Genomic DNA, 12,788 nt, shown 5'->3' with positions numbered 1-12,788 from the left:
TTCCATCCGCCGACGCTCTATCTCGGCTATGTCGGGCTGTCGGTCGCCTTCTCCTTTGACGTGGGGGCGCTCGTCACTCGCGATGTCGGGCGTGATTTCGCGCGGGCGATGCGGCCATGGGTGCTGGGCGCGTGGGTGTTCCTGACGCTGGGCATCACCGCCGGCAGCTATTGGGCCTATTACGAGCTCGGCTGGGGCGGCTGGTGGTTTTGGGATCCGGTCGAGAATGCCTCGTTGATGCCGTGGCTGGCGGCGACGGCCCTGCTCCATTCGGTCAGCGTGCTGGCAACGCGCGACGGCCTGCGGGCGTGGACGATCATGCTGGCGGTGACCGCCTTCTCGATGAGCATGATCGGCACCTTCCTCGTCCGCTCGGGCATCCTGACCAGCGTCCACGCCTTTGCGGTCGATCCGGGGCGCGGCGCCTTCCTGCTGGCGCTGCTGGTGATCTACATCGGCGGCGCGCTCCTGCTGTTCGGGCTGCGGGCGGGCACCGTGCGCGAAGGCACCGGCTTCGATCCGGTCAGTCGCGAGGCGTCGCTGGTCGCCAACAATCTGCTGCTCACCGCTATCCTGGGCATCGTGCTCGTCGGCACGCTCTATCCGCTCGCGATCGAGGGGATCACGGGGGAGAAGCTTTCGGTCGGTCCCCCTTATTTCAACGCCGCCGCGGGCCCGCTCGCGCTGATCCTCGTCGCCCTGCTTGCGGCCGGGCCGCTGATGCGCTGGCGGCGCGATCGGGTGGGTCCGCTGCTCCGCCGCGTGGCACCGGCGGGCGGCGTCGCGATCGCGGCGCTGGTCGCGCTCGTCATCCTCACGCCCGGCATGGGCGTCCTGCCGCTGCTCGGGCTGGCGCTCGCGCTGGGCGTGGCGCTGGCGAGCCTGCTGCCGCTGTTCGGCCGCAACCTGCGTCGCACCCCGCTCCACGTCTGGGGCATGGTCCTCGCGCATCTCGGCGTGGCGGCCTCGCTCGCGGGGGTGGCCTGCGACAGCGCCTTCACGGTCGAGCGGCTGGCGGCGGCGCGGGTCGGCGAGACGGTGACGGTCGGCCCGTGGCACGTCCGCCTCGTTCGGATCGAGCCGGTGGTCGGGGTGAACTGGCAGGCGCTCGAAGCGACGCTGGAGGCGACGCGGGGGGGCGGCGTCACCGTGCTGCGGCCGCAGGCGCGTGCTTACTGGGCGCCGCCGACCGAAACCAGCGAGGCGGCGATCCACACGCGCTGGTCCGGCCAGCTCTACACTGTGCTCGGCCGCCAGGCAGAGGATGGGCGCTGGCAGCTTCGGCTGTGGTGGAAGCCGTTCGTGACCCTCATCTGGGGCGGGGGCGCATTGATGGCGATCGGCGGCGTGCTGACCCTCATCGGGCGCGTCCGGCGCGAGACGCGCGCGCGGCGGCGGCTGCGGGAGGAGGAGGCATGAACGGGAAACGCATCCTGTGGCTGCCGCTGGCGGCGTTCATCATCCTGCTGTCGGGCCTGACCTACGGCCTCGCCCGCCCGGAAGACCGCACCATCACGTCGAAGGTCGTCGGCGCGCGCGTGCCCGCCTTCGTGCTGCCGGCGGCGGTGCCGGGCCTGCCGGGCCTGTCGAGCGACGATCTGGCGACGGGCGAGCCGCATCTGGTCAACCTGTTCGCGAGCTGGTGCCTGCCCTGCATCGCGGAGGCGCCGCAGCTCGACCGCATCGCCAAGGCCGGCGTGCCGATCGTCGGGATCGCGATCCGCGATCGGCCCGAAGCGCTCAAGCGCTTCCTCGATCGGCATGGCAATCCGTTCCGCCGGGTCGGCCTCGACCGGGAAAGCGGCGTCCAGATGGCGTTCGGATCGTCTGGCGTGCCCGAGACGTTCGTGGTCGACGGCCGGGGCCGCATCGTCCAGCAGACGATCGGCCCGATCAATCCGCAGGATGTCGACGCGGTGATCGCCGCCGTAAAGGCCGCGAAATGAGGCGCGTAGCGCACATCGTTCTGCTCACGCTGGCGGCGCCCGCCTGGGCCGACAGCGCGCTGCCGCCGGCACCGCTGGCCAACACGCAACTCGCCGATCCCCGCCAGGAGGCGGCGGCGAAGGCGCTGATGGAGACGATCCGCTGCCTCGTCTGCCAGGGGCAGTCGATCGCGGACAGCGATGCGGATCTGGCGGGCGACATGCGCGCGCTGGTGCGCCAGCGCATCGCCGCCGGCGAACGGCCGGAGGCGATCCGCGCATGGCTGGTCGGTCGCTACGGAAACTGGGTAAGCTATGCGCCGCCGCTCGACCGCGCGACTTGGCCGCTTTGGGCCGCGCCGATCCTGCTGGTCGCGGCCGGCCTCCTGCTCGGCCGGCGGACGCTGAAGCGGAGGCGCCGGTGATCGGCTGGGCGATCCCGCTCCTGTGCGCGGCGCTGCTGCTTCTGGCGTTGACGCTGCTCGCCCGGCCCGGGCGGGGCGCGCTGCAGCTGACGGTCGCCTTCATGCTGCTCGGGCTCGCCGGCTATGCGTGGCAGGGCAGTCCCGGGCTTGCCGGCCAGCCCGCGCGCGCGGCGGCGGACAAGGCGCGGGAGGACACGCTGTTCGCGCGCGAGCGCAAGGCGTTCTTCGAGACGATGGGCCCCGATGCGCAGATGCTGGACATGACCGACGCGCTGATCCGCAACGGCAATCCGGCCTATGCGGCTGGCCTGTTGCGCGGCGAGCTGTCGCGCCGGCCGCGCAGCGCGACCTTGTGGATCGCCTACGGCCATGCGCTTTCCGAATATGCCGGCGGGATGGTCACCCCCGCCGCGCGCTTCGCGTTCGAACGCGGCCGCGCGCTCGCGCCGCGCAACCCGGCGGCCTCCTACTTCCTGGGCCTCGCGCTCGCGCAGTCGGGCGATCTCGACGGGGCCGAGGCGGTATGGAGCGGGCTGGTCCCGGTCATGACCACGCGGCCCGAATGGCGCGTGCTGCTGGCGCAGAAGCTGTTCGTCCTCGGCCAGATACGCAGCCAGGACGGCGGTTGAGCTTGACGACCGCCATCCGAGTGCGGGACTGTGGCCCACTCAGGCCGAAACAGGGGATCGGACATGAGCAGCGCGATGCCGCCTTTCGCCATGTCTAGTGTCGATCGTGGATCGATCGGCGATATGCTGAGCGATTTTTTCCGGACGCTCGAAACGCGCGACGCGCTGGGCCCTACGGAAAGGGACGCGCTGGTCGGCGCGGTCAGCGATGTCCGCGTCCATCCGGAAGGCGATACGCTGATCCGCGCGGGTCAGCATGCCGAGCATTCGACCCTGCTGCTCGACGGCATGGTGGCGCGGGCGTCGTACATGGCCGGCGGCAAGCGCCAGTTCGTGGCGATCCATGTACCCGGCGACTTCGTCGACCTGCACAGTCTGCTGTTGCGCAGGCTCGACCATGACGTCGTCGCCTTGTCCGACGTGCGTGTCGCCTTGTTCCCGCATGCGGCGTTGCGCCGCATCAGCGAGGAACACGCGCATCTGACGCGGCTCCTGTGGCTGCTCACGGTGATTGACGCCGCGATCCATCGCGAATGGACCGCGCGGCTGGGCCATTCCGCCGCGGTCCGGATGGCCAAATTCCTGTGCGAATTGCACGCCCGGCTGGATCTGATCGGTGGCGCGACACCCCAGGGCTTCCCGCTGCCGCTGACGCAGGCGGTCATGGCCGACATCATCGGTCTGACGCCCGTTCACATGAATCGCACGCTCCGCAATCTGCGTGAGAGCGGCTTGGCCGTAGTGCGCGACGGCCTCGCCTCGATCCCCGATCTGGCCGCGCTTCGCCGCTTTGCCGATTTCAATCCGGCTTATCTGTATCGGGAGCCGGAACCGCGCTGATCCGCGCCGATGCCGGCAGTGGAGCGGGTGAAGGGAATCGAACCCTCGTCGTAAGCTTGGGAAGCTTCTGCTCTACCATTGAGCTACACCCGCAAGCGCCAGGAAAGTCTGGGACTTCCCGTTGCCAGCGTGATCGTGGGACGCTGCCCTGAGCAGGCGCCGCCGTGATCCGGGCGCCAAGTGGCACGACGACGGTGGCGTCGTCAACGGTATCCCGACCGTCGCGTAAGACCTTTGCACTCCGCAACCTGGCTCGGCGGCGGAGGACATGCGGGCTCCACATCTTGTCTGACAAAAAGCTAGCGTCCGGCTATGGCGACGTCGAGCGCGCCTCGACGCGGACAATGGGAGGGATAGGATGCGGGGATTGACGATCTGGTTCACGATGTCGGCGCTCGTCGCGACGGCCGCGCCCGCGGCCACGCACGCGCCGCTGCCCGCACCCGCATCCAAGCAGCGGATGATCGTGCTGAGCGATATCGAGGCCGATCCCGACGACAGCCAGTCGTTCATCCGCCTCTTCCTCTATGCCAACCAGATCGATCTGGAAGGGCTGGTGGCGACGACGTCGATCCACATGAAGACGTCGATCCACCCCGCTTCGATCCGCCGGATCGTCGATACGTATGCCCTGGTTCAACCCAATCTGGCCCGCCACGAGGGCGGCTTTCCGACCGCCGACCGGCTGCGCGGCCTCATTCGCGAGGGGCAACCGGGCTATGGCATGGCGGCGGTCGGGACGGGCAAGGACACGCCCGGATCGCGCCTGATCGTCGATGCGCTGGAGCGGAGCGATCCCCGGCCGCTGTGGATCTCGGTCTGGGGCGGGGTCAACACGCTGGCGCAGGCGCTGCACACGATCCGCGAGACGCGCTCGCCTGACGAGGCCGAACGCCTGATCGGCAAGCTGCGCGTCTACACCATTTCCGATCAGGACGATGGCGGCGCTTGGATCCGCAAGACTTTTCCCAGGCTTTTCTACGTCGTCAGCCCGGGCGGCTACGGCGCGGGGACGTGGACCGGCATTCACACGCTGATCGACGGGGCGGACAACCGGACGATCAGCAATGGCTGGCTCAAGGATAATATCCAGCAGGGGCATGGGCCGCTGGGCGCGCTCTATCCCGACGTGGCTTACGGGATGGAAGGCGATACGCCCGCCTTCCTGTCGCTGATCCCCACCGGCCTGAGCGACCCCGAGCATCCCGATTGGGGTGGCTGGGGCGGGCGGTACGAACTCTATACGCCGCCCGTCGCGACAACCGATCCCAGCGGCTTCAGCGGCGTCGCGATCGAGCCCGAGACGCGGCCGATCTGGAGCAACGCGATCGACAGCTACAAGCCGCTGGTCGCGCGCGAATATGGCCGCGCGACGATCCCCGGCGACCGATCGGTCAAGGATTTCCGTGCGGGCGTATGGCGCTGGCGCGACGACTTTCAGAACGATTTTGCCGCGCGGATGGACTGGACGACGAAGGACTTTGCCGAGGCAAACCATGCGCCGGTCGTCAGGCTGGCGCATCCCCGCCGGCTCACCGTGAAGTCCGGCGAGCGCTTCGTATTGAGCGCGGCCGGCAGCACCGATCCCGATGGCGACGGCCTGAGCTTCTACTGGTCGCATTATCAGGAGGTCGGGCACTGGCAGACGGCCATTCCCAACGGCATCGCCGCGAACATCCACACGGTCGATTTCACCGCGCCTGCGGTGACCGCCCCTCGCGAGGCGCATTTCATCGTCGGCGTGACCGACAAGGGCAGCCCGCCGCTCACGCGGTACGAACGGGTGATCGTCACGATCGTGCCGGCTACGACGGCCGCGCAATAGCGTAAGGGCGCCTGCCGCGTCGCACCCGTCGTTCCCGTAAGTGTGCGCAAATCGCCGCACTCCGGGCGAAACCATCTGCCAATCTTATCTGCGACTTGCGGCAGGCCCCGCCGATCCTGCAAAGTCGTGCCGGGGAACAAGATGTCTATGCGGCGGGGCGGGGCTCCGGTCGTCCTGATCGGAGCGTTGGCGACGCTGGCTATGCCCGCGGCGGGCCAGGTCGTGCCCGGCGACGGTCGCATCGTCTACCCGGCCGGCTTCTTCGTGAGCTTCCGTCCGGCAAACGCGCGCGAAATGGTCGAGCGCGTGCCCGGCTTCACCCTGCAGGAGGTGGACGAGGATGTGCGCGGCTTCGCGCAGGCCGCAGGCAATCTGGTCATCAACGGGCAGCGGCCGAGCAGCAAGAGCGAGCCGGTCCGCAATATCCTCGCGCGCATTCCCGCAAGCCGCGTCGCGCGGATCGAGGTCGGACCCGGCGACCTGTTCAGCGCCGAATATTCGGGCAAGGCGCAGGTCCTCAACCTGATCCTGACGAGCGAGGGGGGCGTCGGCGGCACCGCCGAGGGGCGGGTCTATCGCAGCTTCACCGGCAAGCTCTATCCCGAAGGCAGCCTGTCGGCGCTGCTCCGGCGCGGCCCGTCCACCTTCAACGCCGCGCTGACGGTCGAGAACGATTATACGAGCGAGGAGGGGCATGACCGCCTGTCCACGCTGCCGGGGGACGAGACGCTCGAATATCGGCGCAAGGTAAACCATATCCAGGAGCCGACGGGCGCCGCGACAGTGTCGTGGGAATATAATGGCGGGTCCAACCGTACCGCGCACGCCAATGTCCGCTATGGCATCACCCGCCTGTCGCTGACCCAGTATAGCGATGTGACGCTGCCACAGGGGCCGATGCGCGACGACTATCTGACGCAGCGCTACCGCCGCCGCGACCTGGAGCTCGGCGGCGACGTCACCCGTCCGTTCGCGGGCGGGGGGATCAAGCTGGTCGGGCTCGCGACGCGGCGCCATCGCGACAATGATGACCTGTGGCTGCTGCGCGTGCGGAGTGCGGTGCTCGACGGGTCCTCCTTTCAGAACCTCGTCGACGATCGCGACGAAACGCTCGCGCGGCTGGTGTGGACCGGCAGCCTCGGCGGCTGGAGCATCGAGACGGGCGGGGAGGGCGCGCTCAACCGCCTCGCCAGCGACGTCGATCTGTTCGCGCTCGATCCCGCCGGCGGGCGGACGCGGATCGACCTGCCGATCGATCAGGCGGTGGTGAAGGAATATCGCGGCGAGCTCTTCGTCAATGCGGGCCGCCCGCTGAGCCCGACTTTGCGTACCGATCTCGGCCTGACCTACGAGGCGTCACGCCTGACGGTCAGCGGCGATGCCGAGGCGCGCCGCACGCTCCGCTTCCTGAAACCGAGAGCGACCTTCGACTGGCGCCCGAAAGGCGGCTGGCACGTCCAGTTTTCGGCGCAGCGTACGGTTGCGCAGCTCCAGTTCGAGGATTTCATCAGCGCGGCCGAGCTTTCGAACGATCGCGTCAACGGCGGCAATGCCAACCTCGTGCCGCAGCGGGCGTGGGAATTTCTGACGACGGTCCAACGGCCGATCCTGGGCACCGGGCTGATCCGGTTCGAAGCGGGATATGACACGGTCGCGCGCGTCCAGGATCGCGTACCGACCGAGGAAGGATTCGACGCGCCCGGCAACCTGGGTAACGGCCGCCGTATCATCCTGCGCAGCAAGCTCGACGCCCCGCTCGGCCGGTTCGGCATCAAGGGGGGGCGACTTACGCTTTACGGTTCCTACGTGAAGACGTCGGTGCGTGATCCCTACACACATCGCCGCCGGCGTTTCTCCGACGATTCCAACTTCTATTACGAGGCGCAATTCCGGCAGGATCTCGGCAAATTCGCCTGGGGGATCAGCGCGGAGAACAACACCGCCGCGACCCAATATCGCCTCGACGAACTCGATACCTTCCGGCAGCAGCCTTACGTCAAGGTCTTCGTCGAATATCGCCCGACGCAGCGGACCACGTTCAGCATCGGCGCGGACAATGCGATCGCGGCCTATGGCTATCGCGAGCGGATCTTCTTCGATCCGAACCGCTTCAACCCGACGCCCAGCATGCGCGAGTATCGCGAGCGCAACCGGCACGTCATCCCGTACATACGGGTGAAGCATAATTTCGGCTGATCGGGGCGGGCGGGGATTGCTCCCCGCCCTTGCGCCTCAGGAGGGGCGTACCGCGTAGAGCGCGTGGTGCGTCAGCACGAACAAAGTGTCCCCTCGCGGGCCGCCGAAGACGAGCTGGAGCGGCCGATCGGGCACGTCGATCCGGCCGATTTCCTTGCCGGCCCGATCGTAGACGAACACCTGCCCGTTGGCGATGTAGACGCGCCCGTCCTTGTCGGTGACGACGCTCTCGCCGCCGCGATCGGCGAACGGCTTCAGATCGGTGACCGCGCCGCCCGCGCCGACCAGCCCGCTATAGGTCTTGTTCTCCGAACTGTTGGCGACGAACACCCGCTCGCCCGGACGCGCGGCGGTGAAGCCGTACGTGTCGAGCGAGTCCGAGAAGCGGAGCGCGCGGAAGTCCGGCGGGCCCTGCTGGATCGTGCGGTAGGCGGGCAGGACGAGGCTGCCGTCGGGCGAGACATATTCGTGCACCTTGGGCACCGCCATGTCGCGCGCGAACATCTCGGCCAGCGTGGTGAATTCGTAGGTCTGCGGGTTGATCTGATCCTTGAACTCGCCATTCACCCACCAATTGACCGGCAGGACGGTGGCGGCGTCGGCGCGGCCCACGACGGGCGTGGCCGGGATCACCGTCATCTCGGTATCCGGGCTGCCAGGCTTGAAGCTGTAAACCGTGCCGTTGCGGCCGTTGGCCGACAGGACGAGCAAATTGCCCGAACGGTCGACCGCGAGGTTGACCGGATCGAGCGCGGCGTCGCGCACGACGTTCAACTTGCGATCCTGCGACCAGCTGTAGATCCGCTGGTGGCGCCGGTCGGCGAAGTAGAGCGTGCCGGCGGCATCGACCGCGCCCCCGCCGATCCCGTGGAAGCCGTCCGCCACTTTCTCGACCCGCGCCCCCCGGAAGGTCACGGCCTTCACCGGCGCGGGCTTGGCCGGAACGTCGAGCACCGCGAATTCGCGTTCGCGCACGTCGATCCCGTGCGTGATGTCCTGGATCGCGTTGGAGTACGGGAATTTGTTGACGCGCAGGTCGGTGGTGCAGCCATATTCGTCGCAGGTGGCGACGCCGCTCTCCGCATTGACGTGGACGTTGCGGAAACGAATGTCCTGCGAGTTGTAGAGCTTCACCGCCGCCGGTGCGGCCTGACGCGTGCGCGTCACGCGATAGGCGTGAAGGTTCGCGACCAGGATATTGCGCGAATCGCGAATCTCCAGCGCGGTCGCCTCGCCGCTCTCGCCCGCTTCACCCTCGGTCTGCGGGGCGAGCAGTTCCCAGTTCGAAACGCGGTTCAGCCCGAATTCGGTGCGAACGTGATGCTCGACCGAGGCCTGGATGATGCGGCCGGGCGTGTCGGTATCGGAGATATAGATCCCCGGATCGCCGAACGTGCTCGGGCTCCAGATGTTGGCGAAGGTGCCGCCGCCGCCATTGGTGACCCACAGGCTGGCATATTGCCCGGCCCAGCGCTTGGCGGGATCGGGATCCCCGGTCGCGTTGGAATTGTACGGATTGACTCGCGTTCCGTCGAACAGATCGGTGCCGTGGCCGCCCTGGAACTTGACGTCGTTCACCATCGAACGCGCGCCCGCCATCCATAGCAGCGCGGTCGCGCGGGGATTGATGCCGTTGGTGTTGAGGCCGAGGCCGGCGACGATATTGTCTCCGCCCTTCGGCGCTTCGACCAGCGCCTTGGCCGCGCCGACCCCCTGATAGGCGGGCGTGCGATCGGGCAGCGTGATCTGCGTCAGGCTGGGATGCAGCCCCAGCAGCACCGTGTCGGGGCGCAGGCGCAGCGTATCGGTGACGTTGTAGAAGCCGGCGGGCAGGTAGACGACGCGATGCGTGTCGATCGCGCGCTGGAGGGCGGCGGTGTCGTCGGTGCGATTGTCGCCCTTCGCGCCGAGCTTGCGGACATTGACCCATTCGGACACCGGCGGCAGCGCACGGATCGCGGGGGCGGACGGCGCGGGCAAAGCGGCGATCGACTCCGCCTTCATCTCGCTCTGGTATGTGCCCATCTCGCCCACGGCAGGCAGCGTCAGGCCATAGGTGTAGGAGGAGACGCGGTAGGCGCCGCTTTTGCCCGCGACCGCGTTCCCGCTGTCGCGGAAGCGCGCGAAGGTCGGCATGTTGCTGGCGACGACGTTCTGGAAGCCGATCTGCGTATAGACGTTGTTCTCGTTCGAGATGATCACGCCGGCGCGGCTGACATTCTCGAACCGCAGGTCCTGGCCCCACAGCCAGTCGCCATAGCCGCGATCAATCTCGATCCCGACCGGCGTGTTGCGGAACGAGATGTTGACCAGCGTCAGTCCGGCCTCATGCTCGCGGATCGCGGCGTCGCGCTGGCCTTCGAAGGTGGCGTCGACCAACGCGAACGGCCAGGCGGGCGAGGGCTTTTCGGCGAGGATGCCGTAGCGCCCACCGCGGAAATGCAGGTCCTCCGCCTCGTTCGCGACGTGATAGAGGCCGGCGAGGCCCGATCCGATGTCGAAGTCGACATGGCTGATGAACGAATGCTGGGCCGAGTGGAAACGGATCGCCGTCGCGGCGGGATTGCCCGCGCCGATCCGGAAATCGATGTTGCTCAGCGCCGAATAGAAGGTGCCGGGGTTCGCATCGGCGATCTCGGGATTGAACGGCACGCTGGTGGGCGGGGGATAGGGGATGCGGCCGCGATCGGCCTGGATGCCCTGTCGCGCGCCGCCGGCAAACATCAGCATGTTGGCCACCCCGCGCTGAAAGCCGGGCGTGTTGGGACCGAGCACGAATACCGGGCGCTTGGCGCCGATGCCGAAGATGCGCACACCCTGCCACAGGAAGATGGTGCGGCTGATGCGGTAGGTGCCGGAGGGGACGAACACGATCCCGCCGCCGCCCTTGGCCGCCGCCACATCGATCGCGCGCTGGATCGCGGCGGTGTCGTCGGCCCGGCCGTCGCGCTTGCCGGCGACGGTCACGGCGGCGGGTTCGTCCGGCGCGGTGGTGTAGACCGAGGGCGAGGCCAGAGCCGGGGCCGCGACCGCGACGACGGCGACCGTCCCGAGCCAATGGGCGAGTGAGCCGTTCATCCGATGCTCCTGAAACAGAAGTCCCCGCCGCAAGGGGCCGGGACCAGTTTGGTGGGTATGTGCTTACCGACCGAACAGGGATCCGCATAGAAGTTGAAGCGGACACCCGCACGGTAGATCCGGCCCAGCGTGTCGTAGAGCGCCGGGTTGACGTCGAGACCGGTGTTGGTCTGCGGCGACGGGGTCGGATCGTTGTCGAACAGGTTGTCGACCTTGCCGTACAGGGTCAGGTTGTCGGTGATGTTGAACGAAGCGCCGATGTCCATGTAGAACTCGCCCTTCATCCGGTTGTAGTTCACCGTCGTGTAGTTGCCGGTGGAAGCCGGGCACGACGACTGGCAGACGACGTAGGTGTTGTTGAACACGCCGTCGCTGAACCAACGCTCCTGCACCGTCAGCGTGAAGCGGCCGCTGTCATAGGTCTGCGTGGCCAGCCACTTCCAGTCGGGCGTCGCGCCGGTGTTGGCGCCCGCATTGTCGATCTTGGCGACGCCGGCGATGCCCGAGTCGACGATGAACTTGCGGACGTGCGTGCCGAGCGCACGGATGGTGAAGTTGCCTGCCAGGCCCAGCGGCTGCTGCCACTGGTAGCTCGCTTCGAGGTTGAAGCCATCCGTCTTCCACGACGCCAGGTTGAACGGCTGCACGTTCACGAAGTTCGTGCCCTGCGCGCCGTCGAGCTGGAAGCCGCCGCAGAAGGCCTGATTGCCCTCGAAGCAGAAGCGGACGATCTGGTCCGGGCTCAGCGTCGACACGACGCCGTTCAGCTTGATGTGGTAGTAATCGACCGACAGGCTGAGGCCCGGCAGCCACGACGGACGGGCATAGACGACGCCCAGCTCGGTATCGCGCGCGATTTCCGGCTTCAGGTCGGGGTTGCCGATCGTGTTCTGGAACACCTGCACCGCGACGTTGCGGAACGGATCGTTGAAGTTCGGCAGCGTCGTGACGGTCGGCGCCGCGAACAGCTCCGACAGGTTCGGCGCGCGGACGTCGCGCGACGTGACCGCACGGAAGCGCAGGCCATCAACCGGCGTATCCCAGGTGCCGCCGATCTTCCACGCCCAGACCGTGCCCGACGTGCTGTAGTGCGTACCGCGACCCGCGGCGTTCAGGTTCGCCCGGCCGAAGCTCTCGCTGTTCCACAGCGGCAGATCGATTTCGAGGAAGCCTTCGTACACGTCATACTTGCCGCGGCCGTTTTTGTAGTTGCCGGCCGCCCAGTTGCTGCCCTGCGCCGAATTGAGGAGCGGATCCGACGGATACATCTCGTTATTCGGGCTGAGCGGGGTCACGCCGGCGCCGTAGGCATCAGCGCGGACCTTGTAGAATTCGCGACGATATTCACCGCCGAACGCCACCGACAGCGGACCCGCCCACAGCTCGACCGGCGTACCGGAGAAGTTGAGGCTCGCCACGTCTTGGGTGAGCTTCGTCTTCTGGAACGGCCCGTTGGCCGGCATGATATATTCCAGCGCCGCCGAAGACGGACGGAAGTTGCCGAAGATGTTGATCGGCTGGCAACCCAGCGCGCGCGCGGCCGGGTCGGCGCAGACGATTGCGCCGTTGAGCACGACCGCGTTCGTCGCCGCGACATAGCGGTTCTGGAGCACGATCTGGTCGACGTTGATGTCCGACTTGGTCGTGCCATGTTCGTAATAGGTGTCGTAGTTCCAGTCGGTCCCGGCCACGTCGAACTGGCCCTTGGCGCCGACGACGAAACGATACTGGCGCCGGTCGGTATGGACTTCCTGGTTCGGCAGCTGGCCGTTGCTCGTCCCGAGGTTGAACTGCGTGATCCCGGCCGACGTGCAGCGGTCGCGAATGAGCTGCGGCAGGAACGGATTGGCGCACTGGACCGTCAGGTTCG

9 protein-coding genes and 1 tRNA gene are annotated in these 12,788 nt (G+C 67.6%); 7 read left to right on the top strand and 3 right to left on the bottom strand.

The genetic code is table 11. From position 1 onward, the window contains the following. From ACOJSF_RS04590 to ACOJSF_RS04570, 5 genes are all read left to right on the top strand, one after another. On the top strand, positions 1-1,419 hold a 1,419-nt coding region (locus ACOJSF_RS04590; RefSeq protein ID WP_420141051.1), incomplete at its 5' end, for a heme lyase CcmF/NrfE family subunit. Further along, entirely contained in the window at positions 1,416-1,946 is a 531-nt protein-coding gene (locus ACOJSF_RS04585; protein ID WP_420141050.1) for a redoxin family protein, read from the top strand. The genes ACOJSF_RS04590 and ACOJSF_RS04585, both read left to right, overlap by 4 nt. Further along, on the top strand, positions 1,943-2,350 hold the full coding sequence (locus ACOJSF_RS04580; RefSeq protein ID WP_420141049.1) for a cytochrome c-type biogenesis protein: 408 nt from the start codon (positions 1,943-1,945) through the stop codon (positions 2,348-2,350). The genes ACOJSF_RS04585 and ACOJSF_RS04580 overlap by 4 nt, the downstream gene beginning before the upstream one ends. Next, the gene (locus ACOJSF_RS04575) at positions 2,347-2,979 is read left to right on the top strand and encodes a tetratricopeptide repeat protein (RefSeq protein ID WP_420141048.1); all 633 of its coding nucleotides are present in this window, start codon (positions 2,347-2,349) and stop codon (positions 2,977-2,979) included. The genes ACOJSF_RS04580 and ACOJSF_RS04575 overlap by 4 nt, the downstream gene beginning before the upstream one ends. Before the next feature lie 63 nt (positions 2,980-3,042). Beyond that, positions 3,043-3,819 carry a Crp/Fnr family transcriptional regulator gene (locus ACOJSF_RS04570; RefSeq protein ID WP_420141047.1) on the top strand — a complete coding sequence of 259 codons (777 nt, stop codon included), beginning with the start codon at positions 3,043-3,045 and terminating at the stop codon, positions 3,817-3,819. A 19-nt stretch (positions 3,820-3,838) separates the two neighbouring features. Here the strand turns inward: ACOJSF_RS04570 and ACOJSF_RS04565 are convergent. Then, positions 3,839-3,912 (bottom strand) — tRNA-Gly (locus tag ACOJSF_RS04565). Positions 3,913-4,177: 265 nt separating this feature from the next. Here ACOJSF_RS04565 and ACOJSF_RS04560 point away from each other — a divergent pair. After that, complete coding sequence (locus tag ACOJSF_RS04560; protein ID WP_420141046.1) at positions 4,178-5,644, top strand: nucleoside hydrolase-like domain-containing protein; 1,467 nt, start codon at positions 4,178-4,180, stop codon at positions 5,642-5,644. A 186-nt stretch (positions 5,645-5,830) separates the two neighbouring features. Beyond that, complete coding sequence (locus ACOJSF_RS04555) at positions 5,831-7,840, top strand: hypothetical protein (protein ID WP_420141045.1); 2,010 nt, start codon at positions 5,831-5,833, stop codon at positions 7,838-7,840. Positions 7,841-7,876: 36 nt separating this feature from the next. Here the strand turns inward: ACOJSF_RS04555 and ACOJSF_RS04550 are convergent, their stop codons facing one another. Continuing rightward, on the bottom strand, positions 7,877-10,918 hold the full coding sequence (locus ACOJSF_RS04550) for a glycosyl hydrolase family 28-related protein (protein ID WP_420141044.1): 3,042 nt from the start codon (positions 10,916-10,918) through the stop codon (positions 7,877-7,879). Then, positions 10,915-12,788 (bottom strand): TonB-dependent receptor domain-containing protein (locus tag ACOJSF_RS04545; protein WP_420141043.1); only part of this gene is annotated, 1,874 nt, incomplete at its 5' end. The genes ACOJSF_RS04545 and ACOJSF_RS04550, both read right to left, overlap by 4 nt.

The sequence above is a fragment of the Sphingomonas sp. genome, assembly GCF_048594985.1.
In the GTDB taxonomy this organism is placed as follows: Bacteria; Pseudomonadota; Alphaproteobacteria; order Sphingomonadales; family Sphingomonadaceae; genus Sphingomonas_I.
The sequence above is the reverse complement of the archived record's forward strand: the minus strand, read 5'-3'. Positions and strand labels throughout refer to the sequence as shown.

Coding starts and splice junctions, on each gene's coding strand:
- ACOJSF_RS04550 (WP_420141044.1), bottom strand. CDS start 10,918: ATGAACGGCTCACTCGCCCATTGGCTCGGGACGGTCGCCGTCGTCGCG.
- ACOJSF_RS04580 (WP_420141049.1), top strand. CDS start 1,943: ATGAGGCGCGTAGCGCACATCGTTCTGCTCACGCTGGCGGCGCCCGCC.
- ACOJSF_RS04560 (WP_420141046.1), top strand. CDS start 4,178: ATGCGGGGATTGACGATCTGGTTCACGATGTCGGCGCTCGTCGCGACG.
- ACOJSF_RS04585 (WP_420141050.1), top strand. CDS start 1,416: ATGAACGGGAAACGCATCCTGTGGCTGCCGCTGGCGGCGTTCATCATC.
- ACOJSF_RS04570 (WP_420141047.1), top strand. CDS start 3,043: ATGAGCAGCGCGATGCCGCCTTTCGCCATGTCTAGTGTCGATCGTGGA.